Origin of the sequence: Bradyrhizobium sp. JR4.3 (assembly GCF_040547695.1) — a bacterium.
Lineage (GTDB): Bacteria > Pseudomonadota > Alphaproteobacteria > Rhizobiales > Xanthobacteraceae > Bradyrhizobium > Bradyrhizobium canariense.
The window spans coordinates 63486-80167 of sequence record NZ_JBEPQF010000026.1 but is presented as its reverse complement, the minus strand read 5'-3'; the positions used below and the strand labels follow the sequence as shown (position 1 = coordinate 80167).

Below are 16682 nucleotides of genomic sequence, written 5' to 3'. Positions count from 1 at the left end.
TCATCTTTCAGGCCGACTTCGGGAATCAGAAATGAGTGAAGCGATTATCTTCGATGCGATCCGCACGCCGCGAGGCAAGGGAAGGACGGACGGCGCGCTGTACGAAGTGGGGCCGGTTCAACTCCTGGCCGGGCTGATGCAAGAGCTGGAGCGGCGGACTGAAATCGACACCGCGCTGATCAACGATGTTCTGATCGGCTGCGTGCAGCCGTATGGCGAGCAGGGTGGCGTGATCGCCAAGACCGCCGCGCTCGCCGCCGGATGGGATTGGGCGGGGCCGGGCCTTCAGCTCAACCGCTATTGCGGCTCGGGCCTCGATGCCGTGAATCTCGCAGCGCAGAAGATCCGTTCCGGGTGGGACGATCTGATCGTCGCCGGCGGCGTCGAGTCGATGTCGCGCATGGGCATCGGCGCGGCGCCGAGTGTGCGTGATCATCAGCCGCGGCTGTCGTTCGAGCTAAAGATGATTCCGCAAGGCGTGAGCGCGGACTTGCTGGCCACGCTCGATGGTCGTGCGCGCGAGGATATCGATGGCTACGCGCTGCGCTCGCAACGCCTGGCGGCCCAGGCGCGCGACGAAGGGCGCTTCGATCGATCTCTCGTGCCGGTGCGCGACATCAATGGCGTCGTCCTGCTTGCGGCGGACGAGGCAATCAGGGCAGATGCGACGATGGAAGGCCTGGCGAAGCTCAAGCCGTCCTTTGCCGAGATGGGCGAGTTCGGCGGTTTCGATGCCATCGCAATGTCAAAATATCCTCAGGTCGAGGAGATCAGGCACGTTCATACGGCCGGAAATTCCTCGGGCATCGTCGACGGCGCTGCGCTCATGCTGATCGGAAGCCCTGACAAGGGGCGCGAACTCGGACTGAAGCCACGCGCGCGGATCATCGCGACGGCCGCGCTCGGCGTCGAACCGACGATCATGCTCACCGGGCCTGCGCCGGTCGCGGAAGCGGCGCTCCGCAAGGCGGGCTTGAGCTTCGAAGACATCGATCTCTACGAGGTGAACGAAGCGTTCGCCAGCGTTGTGTTGCGCTTCCTGGATGAAACGAAGGTGCCGCTGGCGAAAGTCAACGTCAACGGCGGCGCCATCGCGCTCGGGCATCCCTTGGGCGCAAGCGGATGCGTGTTGCTTGGGACGTTGCTCGACGAGTTAGAGCGGCGCGAGCTGAAGCGGGGCGTTGTCACATTGTGCGCTGCTGACGGCATGGGCGTCGCAACTGTCATTGAACGTGTTTGATCGGGGATTCGGAATGACCGCCATCGATTATGCAAGGGATGATCAGGGCGTCGTGACGCTGACCATGGACATGCCGGGGCAGGCCGTCAACACCATGACCCAGGCGTTTCGTGACGCTTACCGCGGGGCGGTGGAGCGGATCGAGCAGGAACGCGAGAAGATAGTCGGTGTGATCCTCACCTCGGGTAAGCCGACGTTCTTTGCCGGCGGAGATCTCAAGGGGCTTCTCGCCGCCGAGGACGCAGCGGCGCTCTTTGCCCGTGCCGAAGCCACCAAGGCGCCGATGCGCCGGCTGGAGAAGTTGGGCAAGCCCGTGGTCGCGGCCATCAATGGCGGGGCGCTCGGCGGCGGTTTCGAGCTCGGCCTCGCCTGTCATGCGCGCTTCGCTATCAATGACGGAGGCCTTCAGCTCGGTCTTCCAGAGACCACTCTCGGTCTCATTCCGGGGGCCGGAGGTATCGTGCGCCTGGTCCGCATGCTGGGGCTCGAAGCTGCGATGCCTCTCGTCCTCGACGGCGCAGTCTTCGGTGCGGAACGCGCTCTTGAACTGAAATTGCTGAGTGGGCTCGCCCAGGATAAGGAAGAGTTGCTCGCGAAGGCGCGCAGCTGGATCTTGGACAACCCCGAGGCCGGCCAGCCGTGGGATCGCAAAGGCTTTCGCATTCCAGGATCGACGCCCAATGCCGCGGCGCCTCTGGCTTGGCTGCGAACCGCGCCCACGTTGCTGATGAAGAAACACCGCCTGCGTTACCCAGCCCTGGAAGCCGCGATGTCCGCGGCGGTCGAAGGGGCCGCCGTCGATTTTGACACGGCATGTCGGATCGAGAGCCGTTACCTCGCGAAGGTCGCGGTTGGTGGCGTGGCCAAGAACATGATCGGGACGTTCTTCTTCCAGATGAACGACATCAAGGCCCGGAAGGGCCGGCCGGAAGGCGTTCCCGACGCCAGCTTCGGGCGAATCGGGGTGTTGGGTGCCGGACTGATGGGTCGTGGCATTGCCCAGGTCGCCGCGCAGCGGGGCATCTCCGTCGTTTTGAAGGACGTAAGCCGGGAGCAGGCCGAAAAAGCCAAATCGCAGATCGAGAGCGGGCTTCAGAAACAGGTCGAGAAAGGCCGGTTGTCCGTGGATCGCATGAGCGCTGCGCTTGCCTTGATCAAGCCGACCGAGAACCCGAGCGATCTGACGGGATCGGAACTGATCATCGAGGCGGTGTTCGAAGATCGTGACCTCAAGCGCAGCGTAACTCAGGAGGCCGAGCCATATTTGGCGGACGGGGGCATCTTCGCTTCCAACACGTCGACGCTTCCGATCACGGGGCTCGCGCAAGCCTCGGCCAAGCCGGCGAGCTACATTGGATTGCATTTCTTCTCTCCCGTCGATCGGATGCCGCTCGTCGAGATCATCAAGGGAGCGATGACGTCGGCAGAGACTTTGGCCCGGGCTTACGACTTCGTGCGGCAGATCAACAAGACGCCGATCGTGGTGAACGACAGCCGCGGCTTCTTCACGAGCCGCGTGTTCGGAACCTTCACGCGCGAGGCAGGCGCGATGCTGGCGGAGGGCGTCGATCCTGCAGCAATCGAACACGCGGCGATCTGGGCCGGAATGCCCGTAGGCCCTCTCGCCGTCATGGATGAAACCTCTCTTGCGCTGGCTTGGAGCGTTCGCCTCCAGACCATCGCTGACCTCCAGGCCGGGGGTAAGCCGGCGCCTGCCCATCCTCACTGGGCCGTTGTAGACAGGATGGTCAACGTGTTGAAGCGGCCCGGTCGAGGCGGTGGCGGCGGCTTCTATGAATATCCCACCGGTGGAAAAAAACGAATCTGGCCCGGCTTGCGCGACCACTTTCCGCCGAGTTCGGCACAAATTCCTATCGAGGAGTTGTCCGACCGTTTTCTCTTTGTCCAAGCCATCGAAGCCGTACGCTGTCTCGAGGAAAAAATCATCGAATCTTCCCGAGACGCAAACATCGGTGCGGTGCTGGGCATCGGTTATCCGCGCTGGACCGGCGGGCCTCTTCAGTACATCGACATGATTGGAGCCAGGGCTTTCGCTCTACGGGCCTCCGAGCTCGCTACGAAATACGGCGACCGCTTTCTTGCCCCGCGCATGCTGGTGCAGATGGCCGACGGTGACCGCCGATTCTGCGCCTGACGAGGGCATGCCGGAAGCGGAGAGCCTCGCGTCGTACTGATTGTGGGTGGCCCGCCCGAAGCCAGGAAATTTGCGGATTGCGCTCGACGCCTCCCTTACCTCTTGTCCGGCGGAGGCCGACAAAAGGCCGCGCCGAATGTTCGGTCGAATGGGCTTGCGGGGTCCATCGCCATCATGTATCAATGGTACAACCAATAAAATGGGAGGCAGCTGCTCATGGCAAGACGCGTCGCGGCCGCGGGACTCGGCTTGTTCCTGTGGAGCGGTCTGGCGGTTGGAGAGCCGCTGAAGATCGGTGTCTTGACCGACATGTCCGGAGTCATCGCCGATACGGTCGGTCGCGGCTCGGTCGTTGCCGCTGAACTGGCGGTCAGCGACGCCGGTAGCACCGTCCTTGGCCGACCGATCGAGATCGTCTCGGCCGACCACCAACTGAAGCCGGACGTTGGCCTGACCATCGCCCGACGCTGGTTCGACGAGGAGCATGTTGAAGCCATTGCCGACATACCCGTGTCCACCATTGCGCTCGGAATCCAAAATCTCGCCCATACAAAGGGGAAGATCGCCCTGATCTCCGGGGCCGGGACCCTCGATCTCTACGGCAAGTCGTGCTCGCCGACGGGCTTTGTGTGGACGTTCGACACCAGCGTGCTTCCGCGCGCGCCCGTCCTGAGCGCAGCGGAATCCGGCGTGAAGAAGTGGTTCGTGGTTGGCCCCGACTATTCCTTCGGACACCAAATGGAGCGGGCGGTCGCGGAGGTCGTGAAGGAGACCGGTGGACAACTGGTCGGCACGCGGCGCGTGGCCATCGGGACGTCGGATTATGCCTCGCTGCTTCTGGCCGCCCAGGAAGCGCGGCCGGACGCGATTGCCTCGTCCTTTGCCGGCCACGACGGGGTGCTTCTCATCGAGAACGCCGTCGAATTCGGCCTCCTGCAGAAGGGAATGCGCATCGCGAGCCTCATGTTGTTCGAGTCCGACGTGCACAGCCTGGGGCTGGATCGTATGAAGGGCATCTATACGACGGCAGCATTCTACTGGGATACGGATGACAACACGCGCAGTTTCGCAAGTCGGTTCAGGGAGAAGATGGGGCGACCGCCTTCCGCTCTGCAGGCGGGAGTCTATAGCTCGATCACGCACTATCTGAAGGCCGTCAAGGCGGCGGGCTCGACATCCGGACCTGAGGTCGCAAAGAAGATGCACGAGCTGCCGATTTCAGATCTCACGACACCTTTGGCCAAGATCCGAGCAGATGGCCGCGTGATGCGCGACATGTTCCTGCTCCAGGTCAAGTCGCCGGAGGAATCAAAAGCCCCGTGGGACTATTTCAAGATCGTCCGACGTATGAAAGCCGAAGAGTTGATGTCGGAGGCGCCAAATCCGGACTGTAAACTTGCAACGCAGTAGTGGGTCGTTTTGCAGAATGATCACCAGACAAGCGGCCGAACAGTCGTGCGCTTCACCAGAAGCCGCTCTCACGCCCCACGCAGAACATTGTTAGAGGAATGATGACTTCGCCACTGATTTTTCTCGATGGAACAGCGCGCGCGCGCGAAGAGGTGCTCACGAACGCGGCTCGCGCAGCCAGCGGCCTGCATGCTTCCGGAGTCTGCGAGGGGGATACTGTTGCGGTTCTGCTGCGCAACGACTTCGCCTTCGTCGAGGCGACACAGGCCGCCTCCCTGATCGGCGCCTATTGCGTGCCGATCAATTGGCACGGTCGGGCGCAGGAAATCGCTTACGTCCTCAAGGACGCGAAGCCCAAAGTCCTGGTGGCTCATGCCGATCTGCTCGCGGCAGTTCGCGACGAGCTCAAGGAGGTCTTGGACGGGATTCTCGTGCTGAGCGTACCGACGCCGCCCGAACTCGTTCGGCAGTTCGGCGTTCCGCAAGGTGCCGAGAAGCCGAGTGTATCGGACCGCAGCTGGCCGGTTTGGCTGGCGGAATTCCAGCCCTGGAGCAGCGCCCCGCCGCGCAGCCGCGCTACGCTGATCTACACGTCGGGCACGACGGGACACCCGAAGGGCGTGAAGCGCGAACCTGCGACGGCCGAGCAGGCCAAAGCGTATGGGGAACTGATGCGGGCGGTCTACGGCATGGCACCCGGCGTGCGCGTGTTGATCGGCGGTCCGCTCTATCATGCGTCTCCGAACGCCTGTTTGCGTCAGGCCATCGCACAGGCCGATTTCATCGCGTTCCAATCCAAATTCGAGCCGGAAGAAACGCTGGCGCTCATCGAGCGGCAAAGGATCACGCATGCGGTCATGGTTCCCACCATGTTTGTCCGTCTGATGCGTCTGCCGGAGGAGACCCGCCGCCGATACGATGTGAGCTCGCTGCGATGGGTGATCCACACGGGCGCGCCCTGCGCGCCGGAGATCAAGCAGGCGCTGATGGATTGGTGGGGGCCGGTCATTTACGAGACCTACGGCGGGACGGAGGTTGGAGCCGTCATGCTGAGCACGCCGGAAGATTGGCTGGCTCACCCCGGCAGCGTCGGGCGGCTCACGCCGGGTGCCCGGATTGCGCTCTACGGCGACGACGGCAAGCCGGTTGCGCCGGGCGAGGTGGGCGAGATCTACGTTCGTCAGGACTCGCTGGCGGATTTCGTCTACCTCAACGACGCCGCCAAGCGAAAATCGGTCGAGCGGGACGGGCTGATCAGCGTTGGCGATGTCGGCTATCTCAAGAACGACCGGCTATATCTGTGCGATCGGCGGTCGGACATGGTGATCTCGGCCGGGGTCAACATCTATCCTGCCGAGATTGAATCGGCTCTGATTCAATGTCCCGGCGTCCGCGACTGCGCCGTGTTCGGCATACCCGACGATGAGTTCGGCGAGTCGCTGGCTGCCGCAATCGAACTCGAACCTGGCCATGAACTCACGACGGAGCAGGTGCGGGCCTATCTCGCCGAACGTATCGCCAAATACAAGGTGCCGCGGCGGATCGATTTCCATGCAGCGCTTCCGCGCGAGGAAAGCGGGAAGATATTCAAGCGCCGGCTCAAGGATCCTTTCTGGAGCGATACGGGCAGGCGCATCTAGTTAGATCGTCAGGCTCTCTGCGGAGGCTGTGGAGGATTTTTCTCTGCGACATCTGACCTCGGCCTCCCTATCGCGGCAATCCAAGTCCGCGTTGGGCGATCAAGCTGCGCTGGATTTCATTGGTGCCGATGCTGATGACCCACATCAGCGAATGTCGGAGATTTTGTTCGATGCGCCCGTGCAGCACGGCGCCAGGGTCGCCCTCGCTGACCAAGGCCTCCAGCCCGAGCAGATCGAGTGCGGTCTCGCCGAAGCGCTCCATCAACTCGCCGGAATAGACCTTGCTAACGGCCGCTTCGTCGGGCGGCGTCTCGCCCTTGTCGACCAGCTCGGCGCAATGGACCATCATGCGCCGTCCTGCCTCGATTTCAGCCGCGAGCGTACCAACCCTGGCGCGCACGACAGGATCGTGCCGCATCAGCTTACCGTGGCGTTCGGCGATACGGATGTGCCCGCACAGCAGTTCGAACATGCCGGCAACCTTGAGCACGATCCCGCCGCCGATGAAGCCGCGTTCGGTTGCCAACGCCCCGGTCAGCACCTTCCAGCCTTCACCTTCGGCGCCAATGCGGTTTTCTGCCGGCACGCGCACGTCGTCATAGAAGATGTTGGCGAAGGTGCCGCCATACATCGTTTCGGAAGGGCGGATCGTGATGCCGGGCGTCGTCATCGGAACGATGAACATGGTGATGCCTGCATGAGGCGGTGTCGCATTCGGATCGGTGCGGGTCGCGAGCAGCATGTACTCGCCCCAATAGGTCGTGGTCCAGATCTTCTGCCCATTGATCACATAATGGTCGCCGTCGCGAACCGCGCGGGTCTTCAGCGACGCGAGGTCGGAGCCGGCTTGTGGTTCGCTGTAGCCCATGCCGTAGATGGCTTCCCCTCGCAGGATTTCCGGAAGATAGCGGCGCTGCTGCTCTGGCGTGCCGTAGACCTGGAGCATCGCGGCCTGCACGGGCGCACCGACACGCGGCGCGCCGGCGCGCTCCATCTCCTCCATGAAGGCAAGCTGTTCGAAGGCGCCTCGCTCCTGACCGCCGAACCGTTTCGGCCAGTTGAGGCCAATCCAGCCGGTCTGGCCCAGCGCCCGAGCAAATTCGCGGTCATACTCCCGCTCATGGAAGGAGAGCTGCTCGTGCCGCGCGCGACGCTCGCCTGACCAATACCCGTCGAGCCAGGCGCGAACCTCGTTGCGGAAGGCATTTCCGGACGCCCCCAGATCGTATTCGGGAAACGCACCGCTGCCGTGATCGAGAAAATGGCTCGCGAGTTGCTCGACCGGCGGGCGCTGGCCGCCATGACGAAGCATGCCGACATGGACCTGCCTGAAGTGCCGCGGAGCGTCATGCTCCTCGCTGTAGCCGATCGCGCCGAAGGCGTGCTGGGTCTCAAGCGATACCTGGCGAAGAGAACCGGCAGCGGTGGCCAGGGCTGCGGCTGCGAACCAGCGCCATTGCCCGGCTTCCAGATCATATTGAGCGGCGGCATTCGCAATCGTCAGCTGTACCGCGCGCAAAGCGATGTGGCAGTTCGCGAGCTTGTGCTGGATGGCCTGGAAACGTCCGATAGGTTGTCCGAATTGCCGACGTTCGCCGGCATAGGCAACGGCCTGCTCGAACGCGCGCCGGGCTGCGCCGAACGCCCGCGCGCTCTCACCCAGGGCCGCGACCGTGAGAAGGTCCCGGACCTCGGCATCCGTGAACGGCACCAGGACGATCGGAACCGCATCGACGCGAACCCGCCACCTGCCCGCCTTTCCCATCACCGGGGTCGGTTCAGCGGCAACACCTTCGCCGGCCTCGACGATAGCCAGTGCCGGGCCATGCACGAATATGGCCAGATGCGTAACGATGTCGGCGGATTCGACGAATCCCAGCTCCGCAACCAGGCGATCCGCTTCCATTTTCGCCGAGCCTGCGGCTCCATCATGGTCGAAGCCTGCAAAAGACACGGCGACTACCGCGTCACCGCGATGGAGCTCATCTACAAAAGACGTCAAGGCACGGCCATTGTCGCGGCCTCGAAGCTGCATGAGGTTGATCAGGGCTGCATCCGCGAGCGGTGCACGGCACGCAATGCGGCCAACCTCTTCCTGGACCAGCACAATCTCGCGCAAGCCGCCTTCGGCGGGAGAGGCTGCAATCTGGGTCAAACCCTGGGCGGCCAGTTTCTTCCACAGCCAAGGGGTCGCCTGGGCGGCCTTGTCCGACACGTCCTCAAAGAATCCCCGGACGGCTTCCTTCAAGATCTGACGATCCTCGTCCGAGGGCAACTCCCGCAGCATTCTGGCGGCCTTTTGCAGTTTGGTCCTACCATTCTACTTTTGTGAGAAGTCGCGGTCAACGCCAACGCGCTATGGCGAGAATCGTCGGCTTCGCCTATATGTCGCTGCAGCTTCGAACCATCCGGGTGGATATGAGCGCTTCACAATTGCCGGCGAAATCCAAGACAGAGGCTGCGCCGATAGCGCAGTTCCAACGAATTAGGTCGCCCCGCGCGTTCGACGAGATTGCCGCTCAGATCCGAACGGAGCTCTCCACCGGGAGACTCGCGGTCGGCAACCGTCTGCCATCCGAGCGGGCGCTGTCGGAGCAATTTGGCGTCTCTCGCAATACCCTTCGTGAGGCTTTGCGCTCGCTCGAGCACGCCGGTCTGATCCGCCTGCAGAAGGGGGCCCGCGGGGGCGCTTTCATCAGCCAGCACAGCGGTGAGGCTATCGCGACCGGGCTGATGGACATGTACCATGTCGGTACCATCCAGCCGGCGCAATTGACCGAGGCCCGCATCTGGCTCGAATCTGTCGTGGTCCGGGAAGCGTGCCGACGCGCAACGGCCGCGGACATCGACATGCTGAACCGCAATATCGACGAAGCGCAGGATGCGCGCCGCCGGGGCGACTTCGCAGGCCGCGCCGAGAGGCACATCGAATTCCACAGAATGCTGGCGCGCCTCACCGATAATCCGATCATGGTCATTGTCATGAACGGGGTGCTCGACGTGCTCACTCATTTCGTGCAGCGGATCGGCGAGTACGACAACAGCTTCGTGCTTCCGTCACGCCGTCGCTTCATGGAACACTTCACTGCAGGCGAGGCCGAAGCTGCCGTGGCCGAAATGGAATCCTGCCTGAAGCGGCTGCAGCGCAGCTACATGTCGCGCATTCAGGCTGCCGAGAGTGCGTCAGCCACCAAAGCCGCTCCACGCGGCCGCCGGTCTCCCCCGACTACGCAGCGTTAAATCCACTCACTGCGCAACCTCGATCTGTCGCCTGTACGCGTCCATCCCGGATGGAATGCAGACGCACGCGGCCGGTCGACGACCGCTCACGTCCAAATTGCCCGATAGCACTACGCGCGGTCTCCCCTCCGCCCGCGGCGGATCCGTTGACATGGCATCCGACCATGCTACTGTGGCAATGGTTCAACCAATAGGTCGCGGGCAAATGGCTACAAATCCGTCTCTCGGAGAAACGTTGGCGGTGTTGCTGGCGCGCGATATCGCTGATGGCGAGAAGGTCATCATCGGAACCAATTCCGACATCCAGCTTGCGGCCTGCAATCTCGCGCGCCGCCTGCAGGCGCCGCGCTTGTGGTGGATTTCCGGTCCCGGCGGAATGGTCAATCCGACGCGCGATCATCTGCTGTCGACTGCCGACTACGAGAACCTCGAGTCCGCGGAGTCCTGGATGGATCTGCCGGTCATGATCGACTTCATCGATTGGAAGGTCCACTTCTTTGATTTTGCCATCTTGTCGGCACTGCAGGTCGACCGCTTCGGCAACATCAATACGGTGGTGGTCGGTGATCAACGTAAGCCGCGCGTGCGCGGACCGGGAACCGTCGGCATCAGCGCACTTTGCGGTCTAGCCAAGCGGTTCTACGTGTGCCTGACCCGCCACGACCGGAGCGCGTTCGTGCCGCGGGTCGATTTCCTGTGCGGCCCCGGTCACATGGAAGGCGGCGATTCCCGCGAGCGCATGGGTCTGCCACCCGGCGGTCCCAGATTGGTGCTGTCGCCGCTTGGGGTCTTCGATTTCACGCCCGACAGCAAGGCCATGCGCGTGAAGTCGATCAGTCCAGGCGTGTCGCTCGAGCAGATCCGCGACTCCACGGCCTTCGACATCGTCGTTGAGGGGACGCCCCCGGTGACGACCATGCCCACCGATCATGAGCTCGAGTTGCTGCGCAAACATGTCGACCGGCGTGGCGATCTCCGGCGCAAATTTCCCTGATCACGAGACGGATCTCCTCCAATCAGACCGACAGGCAAGCTGAAGTCCCATGACCAAGAGCAAGATCGTTTCCGTCGATGAGGCCGTAGCCGGGATCCCGGACGGAGCCAAAGTCGCCCTTGGCGGCTGGATATTCAATTCGCAGCCGATGGCGCTCGTGCGCGCGTTGATCCGCAAGGGCGCACGCGACCTGCACCTGATCCCTGCGCCCGGCTCGATCGCCCCGGACATGCTGATCGGTGCGGGATGTGTCGCCTCCACCGTCTGCGTCTTCATCAGCTTCGAGCAGTTCGGCTTGGCGCCGCATTTCCGGCGTCACGCGGAGAGTGGCGCGCTCAGGGTCTACGATCTGGATGGACCGGGCATTGCCGGCGGACTGCGGGCGGGCATTTGCGACCTGCCTTACATGCCGGTGCCCGACCTCGGGACCGATCTGCCGAAGTTTGCGCCGGAGCATTACTGGCCGCTGCCGTCCAAGCCCGGCGAGCGCAAGATGCTCGCTGTCGCCGCCGTCAAGCCGGACGTCTGCCTGCTGCACGCCCAGCAGGCTGACGAGCATGGCAACGTCCAGCATTTGGGGCCACCCTTCTTCGACGCGATGATCGCCCAGGCGTCCCGGCGGGTGATCGTCTCGGTCGATCGCATCGTGTCGACCGACACGATCAGGCGCAGCAATCATCTGACCAAGCTGCCGAGCGCGATGGTCGATGCGATCGTGGAAGCGCCTTTCGGCGCGCATCCGACGGCCTCACCCTCACTGTACCGCTCCGACGAAGCGCATTTGAAGGAATATGTGAAGAGCAGCGCCGGCGCAGAAGCCTTCAGCTTCTATCTTGACCGGTATGTCCGCAACGCCTCGTCCAGCGCTTATCTCGACACGATTGGCGGCAGCCGGCTGGCGGCGCTTGCGGTCTCCGAAACCAATCTGAAATGAGCATCGATATGCCGACCGGATCGGCCCGGCCTGGAATCCTCGACGGAATTCGCGTCCTCGACTTCACTGCCATGATGTCCGGCCCCTATTGCACGCGGCTGATGGCGGACCTCGGCGCCGAGGTGATCAAGGTGGAGCCGCCGGAGGGCGACCACATCCGGTTGCGTCCGCCGATGCGGGATGGTCGGAGTGCTTATTTCGCGCAGCTCAACGCCGGCAAGAGCAGCATCGCTCTGGATCTCAAGCAGCCTGAGGCTCGCAAGCTGATCTACGAATTGGTACCCCAGTGCGACGTGCTCGTGGAGAACTACCGCCCCGGCGTGATGCGGCGGCTCGCGCTGGACTACGAAACCCTTGCCAAGCTCAATCCCAAGCTCGTGTACTGCTCGATCTCGGGTTTCGGCCAGGAGGGATCCTGGTCCGGACGGAGTGCGTATGCGCCGGTGCTCCACGCAACCTCGGGCTACGACATGGCAAACCTCGATTATCAGGAGGGCAATGTCGAGCGTCCGCTGAAGAACGGAATCTTCATTGCCGACGTTCTCGGCGGCTCGACGGCATTCGGAGCCATTCAAGCCGCGCTGTTTCGGACACTCAAGACGGGGCAGGGCGACCATGTCGACGTATCCTTGCTCGATGCCATGGTGGGCATGCTGGTCTACGAGTGCCAGGAAGCGCAATTCCCGGCCGAGCGCCGCCGGCCGCTCTATCGACCCACGCAGGCCAGCGACGGCTTTCTGCTCGTCGCTCCCGTGAGTCAGAACAATTTCGAGGCTTTGGCCCGCGGCGTCGGCCATTCGGAATGGATTAGCGATGCGCGCTTCGCAACCAGCAGCGCCCGCGAGCACCACTGGTCCGAATTGATGAACCTGCTCGACGACTGGGCGGCATCGCGAACGGCCGCGCAATGCGAGGCGATCCTCACCGAAGCCGGTGTGCCATGCTCTCAGTACCGGACCATCCGCGAGACCATGGCGCTGCCGCCCATCCAGGAGCGCGGCGTATTTGAGGAGATCGATGACGGGGCCGGGCCGCTACGTATTCCCAATCCGGCGTTCCGGTTCGCGCACAGCGCGGCCAATGTCCGGAACAAGGTGCCTGCGCTCGGCGAGGATGGACCAAGGCTGTTGCAGAGTCTCTTGGGGCTGAGTCCGCAGGCGATTGCGGCGCTGCGCGAGAGCAAAGTTCTTCGCGGCGTGGAAGAGAGGACCGTCGCGGCGGCCGAGTAGCCGCTATGGGTCATCAGGAATGTAGAAGTCGTTGATCGCCTGCCGCTGGGCTTCCGTCCTGGACCCCTTGAGCACGGCGACATGAAAGAGGGGACCAGGGTTGAGCGCTGCAAATTTTCAAATCCCCGACGATATCGTGGCCGTGCTGACGGACCCCGCGGCCTATGGCACTCAGCGTATCTTCGATGCCTATCGCTGGCTGCGCGTCAATCAGCCGCTCGGAAAGGCCAGCCCGCGCGGCTTCAACCCTTTCTGGGTCGTCACGCGCCACGCGGACATTCAGACCGTCAGCCAGCAGAGCAAGCTGTTTCGCAGCAGTGATCGCCCGGTGGCGTTGCAGAGCAGCAAAGCCGAAGCCAGGATCGAGGCGGCAACGGGTGGCAACGGGCTGCTCCGCACCCTGGTGCAGATGGATGCGCCCGATCATCCCAAGTTCCGGGCATTGACGCAGAAATGGTTCACGCCGGGCAATTTGCGTTCGATCGAAGGCAAGATTCGCGACATCGCGAGAAGCTATGCAGATCGCCTCGCGATGACCCGCGGGCGTTGCGACTTCGTCTCTGAAATCGCACTCGGGTTTCCCCTTCGGGTCGTGATGACGATCCTGGGCATCGATCCGGTTCATGAGCCCAGGATGTTGCGCCTGACGCAGGAGTTCTTCGGCACCAAGGACCCGGACAACGCGCGCAAGGGTCAAAATGACGGCGCCGCGGCTCTGTCGGACGTCGTCTCGGAGTTCGGCGAGTTCTTCTCGTCCGTGGTTGCGGACCGGCGCGCCAATCCGTCCGATGATCTTGCAAGCGTCATAGCCAATGCGCAGATCGACGGCGAACCGATTTCCGACCTGGATGCGCTGAGCTATTTCGTGACGATCGCCACCGCCGGCCACGACACGACATCGTCCTCGAGTGCAGGCGGGATGTGGGCGCTTTGCGAGCATCCGGAGCAGTTCGAGCGGCTGAAAGCCAATCCTGCCCTGATCCCCGGCTTTGTCGACGAGGCGATCCGCTGGACCACGCCGGTCAAGCATTTCATGCGCACGGCGGCCGAGGACACCGAACTCGACGGCCGCTCCATTCCGCGCGGCGATTGGCTCATGCTCTGCTACGCCTCCGCCAATCGGGATGAAGCCGTCTTCCAGGATCCTGACGCGTTCCGGATCGACCGGTCGCCGAACCGGCACCTCGCCTTCGGCTACGGGGCCCATCTGTGCCTCGGACAGTATCTTGCCAAGCTCGAGATGCGGATCCTCTTCGAGGAATTGTTACAGCGGATTTCGTCCGTCGAGCTCGACGGCGCCGGAGCAATGACCGTTTCCTGGTTCGTCAACGGGCCCAAGCGGCTCCCGATCCGCTTTCAACTCCATTGATCGCTCGCCACACATCGTTTCCGCATGGTTTGACGAGGACTGCGCAATTGCAAGAGAGAAGACGAGCATGAAGATCACAGCCGCAGTCGCAGTTGCGCCGGACCGCCCGTTCGAGCTGATCAGCTGCGATCTGTCCGATGATCTTGCGCCCGGAGAGGTGCTGGTGCGCATCGAGGCCTGCGGCATATGCCATACCGATCTCGCGGTGAAACTGCAGCATATCCCCGTGCCGCTACCCAAGGTTCTCGGTCATGAGGGCGCGGGCGTGATCGAACGCATCGGTCCGGGCGTGGTCGGGCTGGCCGAGGGAGACAACGTGCTGATGAGCTTTGGCTCGTGCGGCGCATGCGGACAGTGCCAACTCGGCGCGCCCGGCTATTGTGATGAGTTTGGGATGATCAACCTGTTCGGTCAGCGGCGCGGCGGCTCAGGGCTCCGTTACCGCGGCGCCGAGCTTGGCGGCTCCTTCTTTGCGCAATCGGCATTCGCAACCCATGCCATTGCCACGGCGAGGAACGTCGTGAAGATCGGCAAGGATCTGCCGCTCGCGCTGCTCGCGCCCATGGGATGCGGGATACAGACCGGCGCGGGCGCAGTACTCAACGTGCTGTCCCCTCGGCCCGGTGCGTCAATCGCGGTGTTTGGCGTCGGCGCGGTCGGGATGGCGGCGATCATGGCTGCCAAGCTGGCGGGCTGCAGCACGATCGTTGCCGTCGACATCCGGGGCGAACGGCTTGCCCGAGCGCGCGACGTCGGAGCAACCCACATAGTCGACGGCCGGACATCCGAACTTGCCAAGGCAGTCGCCGCGCTCGGCAGCGGCCGCGGCGTCGATCATTCGATCGACACCACGGGTGTGCCCGAGGTGGTCGCGGCCTCGATCGCGTGCCTGCGGCAGCGCGGGTCATCCGCTCAGGTCGCCGCACCGCCGCGCGGGACGCGGTTTCCTGTGGAGGCGAACGTCCTGGTCGGCGGAGGTCTGACGGTGCGGGGCGTCGTCGAGGGTGATGCCGTGCCCACGATCTTCCTGCCGCGCCTCGTCGACTTCTTCCGCCAAGGGCGGCTGCCGCTCGACAGGATTGTCAGCTTCTATCCGTTTGAAAAGATCAACCAAGCGGTCGAGGACATGGAAACCGGCGCAATCGTCAAGCCGGTGCTGCGGATGAACTGAACGGGAAGCCAGGGAGGATGCGATGCAAGATACGAATTTAGATCAGGCGATCGTCGACGACAAAACTTACGGTGCTCTCGACAGGCAGCATGTCCTGTTCTCGACCCTTCGCAAGGAAGATCCCGTGCATTGGACCGAACCTCCGGGCTTCCGTCCGTTCTGGACAATCAGCAAGCATCAGGATGTCATCGAGATCGAACGGCAGAACGAGAGGTTCATCAACGCGCCGCGCACCAAGCTGTTGTCCATCGATTTCGAGACAAAGGTCCGGGAAGCGATGGCGGGCCGTCCAATGCTGGTTCGCGCGATCAATCATATGGATAATCCGGATCATGCCAAGTACAAGAAGATCACGCATGCCTGGTTTCAGCCGCGTGAAGTGCGTCATCTCGAAGACAGGATCGCTTTGATCGCACGGACCAGTGTCGACCAGATGCTGGAAAAGGGAACCGAGTGCGACTTCTACAAGGATGTCGCAGGGTGGTATCCGCTCAAGGTCATCATGCTCATCCTCGGAATTCCGGATGAACATGGCCAGCGACTGCTCGACATCACCCGAGCGTATTTCGGCGGCGGCGATGCGGAGATGCAGCGTGGCAATGACCTGATCGATGCCACCTTCGCCTATGTGAACTTCTTCAAGGAGGTGGCGCGGGAACGACGGCAGAATCCCACGGACGACCTCGCCAGCATCATTGCGACAGCCGAGGTCGACGGCAAGCCGATAGGCGAATTCGAGACCTCGTCCTATTACGTGGCGCTCGCCAGTGCCGGTCACGACACGACCAGCGCAACGCTCTCCGGCGGTCTGCTCGCCTTGATCGAGAATCCCGGAGAGATGCGGAAGCTGAAGGAAAATCCAGATCTCATTCCCGCAGCCGTCGAGGAAATGGTGCGCTGGGTATCTCCGGTGAAGCATTTCTTCCGGACCGCGACCGAGACCTATACGTTGCGCGGCAAGACCATCAAACAAGGCGATAACCTGCTGATGGCCTATCCGTCTGCGAATCGGGATGAGGATGCCTTCGAGCGTCCCTTCGCATTTATCGCCGACCGGACGCCGAACCGCCACGTCGGCTTTGGTTTCGGCATCCACGCCTGTCTTGGAATGTATCTCGCGAAGGTCGAAATGATTGCCTTCATGCGCGAGCTGCTCTCGCGCGTCGATGGAATCGAACTTGCTGGCGAGCCGGCCTGGACCGAGACCACCTTCGTCGGCGGCTTGAAGCGGCTTCCAATCCGTTTCTCGCGACTCCATTAGAAGATGACCGATCTGCGCGCCCGGAAAGCGGGACCGGTA

At 62.9% G+C, this 16682-nt stretch carries 13 protein-coding genes and 1 pseudogene; 12 read left to right on the top strand and 2 right to left on the bottom strand.

What is annotated here, in order from left to right:
- Nucleotides 1-31: 31 nt before the first annotated feature.
- The 4 genes from ABIB91_RS31120 to ABIB91_RS31105 all read left to right on the top strand — a co-directional run bounded on the left by ABIB91_RS31120 (nt 32) and on the right by ABIB91_RS31105 (nt 6445).
- On the top strand, nt 32-1240 hold the full coding sequence (locus ABIB91_RS31120; protein WP_354170125.1) for an acetyl-CoA C-acetyltransferase: 1209 nt from the start codon (nt 32-34) through the stop codon (nt 1238-1240).
- Nucleotides 1241-1253: 13 nt separating this feature from the next.
- Nucleotides 1254-3395 (top strand): 3-hydroxyacyl-CoA dehydrogenase NAD-binding domain-containing protein, encoded by a 2142-nt coding sequence (locus ABIB91_RS31115; RefSeq protein ID WP_354170127.1) that lies wholly within the window; start codon nt 1254-1256, stop codon nt 3393-3395.
- 216 nt (nt 3396-3611) lie between these two features.
- Nucleotides 3612-4805 carry an ABC transporter substrate-binding protein gene (locus tag ABIB91_RS31110; RefSeq protein ID WP_354170129.1) on the top strand — a complete coding sequence of 398 codons (1194 nt, stop codon included), beginning with the start codon at nt 3612-3614 and terminating at the stop codon, nt 4803-4805.
- Between the two features lie 101 nt (nt 4806-4906).
- Complete coding sequence (locus ABIB91_RS31105; protein WP_354170131.1) at nt 4907-6445, top strand: acyl-CoA synthetase; 1539 nt, start codon at nt 4907-4909, stop codon at nt 6443-6445.
- Nucleotides 6446-6512: 67 nt separating this feature from the next.
- Here ABIB91_RS31105 and ABIB91_RS31100 read toward each other — a convergent pair whose 3' ends face one another.
- Together ABIB91_RS31100 and ABIB91_RS31095 are read right to left on the bottom strand one after the other, a co-directional pair.
- Nucleotides 6513-7757, bottom strand: a complete 1245-nt coding sequence (locus ABIB91_RS31100) for an acyl-CoA dehydrogenase family protein (protein WP_354170238.1) — start codon at nt 7755-7757, stop codon at nt 6513-6515.
- Nucleotides 7758-7817: 60 nt separating this feature from the next.
- Nucleotides 7818-8210: pseudogene (locus ABIB91_RS31095) on the bottom strand (acyl-CoA dehydrogenase family protein); the annotation flags it as partial.
- Between the two features lie 78 nt (nt 8211-8288).
- Between ABIB91_RS31095 and ABIB91_RS31090 the strand changes: the two are divergent.
- The 8 genes from ABIB91_RS31090 (at nt 8289) to ABIB91_RS31055 (ending at nt 16643) form a co-directional block, all read left to right on the top strand.
- Nucleotides 8289-8777: a hypothetical protein gene (locus ABIB91_RS31090; RefSeq protein WP_354213155.1), complete on the top strand. Its 489-nt coding sequence runs from the start codon at nt 8289-8291 to the stop codon at nt 8775-8777.
- 26 nt (nt 8778-8803) lie between these two features.
- On the top strand, nt 8804-9685 hold the full coding sequence (locus ABIB91_RS31085; protein ID WP_354236392.1) for a FadR/GntR family transcriptional regulator: 882 nt from the start codon (nt 8804-8806) through the stop codon (nt 9683-9685).
- 55 nt (nt 9686-9740) lie between these two features.
- Entirely contained in the window at nt 9741-10679 is a 939-nt protein-coding gene (locus tag ABIB91_RS31080; protein WP_354170135.1) for a CoA-transferase subunit beta, read from the top strand.
- A gap of 49 nt (nt 10680-10728) precedes the next feature.
- Nucleotides 10729-11613 carry a CoA transferase subunit A gene (locus tag ABIB91_RS31075; RefSeq protein WP_354170137.1) on the top strand — a complete coding sequence of 295 codons (885 nt, stop codon included), beginning with the start codon at nt 10729-10731 and terminating at the stop codon, nt 11611-11613.
- Nucleotides 11610-12842 carry a CaiB/BaiF CoA transferase family protein gene (locus ABIB91_RS31070; RefSeq protein ID WP_354170139.1) on the top strand — a complete coding sequence of 411 codons (1233 nt, stop codon included), beginning with the start codon at nt 11610-11612 and terminating at the stop codon, nt 12840-12842. The genes ABIB91_RS31075 and ABIB91_RS31070 overlap by 4 nt, the downstream gene beginning before the upstream one ends.
- Nucleotides 12843-12942: 100 nt before the next feature.
- Nucleotides 12943-14211 (top strand): cytochrome P450, encoded by a 1269-nt coding sequence (locus ABIB91_RS31065; protein WP_354170141.1) that lies wholly within the window; start codon nt 12943-12945, stop codon nt 14209-14211.
- A 67-nt stretch (nt 14212-14278) separates the two neighbouring features.
- Complete coding sequence (locus ABIB91_RS31060; protein ID WP_354170143.1) at nt 14279-15382, top strand: NAD(P)-dependent alcohol dehydrogenase; 1104 nt, start codon at nt 14279-14281, stop codon at nt 15380-15382.
- 22 nt (nt 15383-15404) lie between these two features.
- Nucleotides 15405-16643: a cytochrome P450 gene (locus ABIB91_RS31055; protein ID WP_354170145.1), complete on the top strand. Its 1239-nt coding sequence runs from the start codon at nt 15405-15407 to the stop codon at nt 16641-16643.
- The last annotated feature ends 39 nt before the right edge of the window (nt 16644-16682 follow it).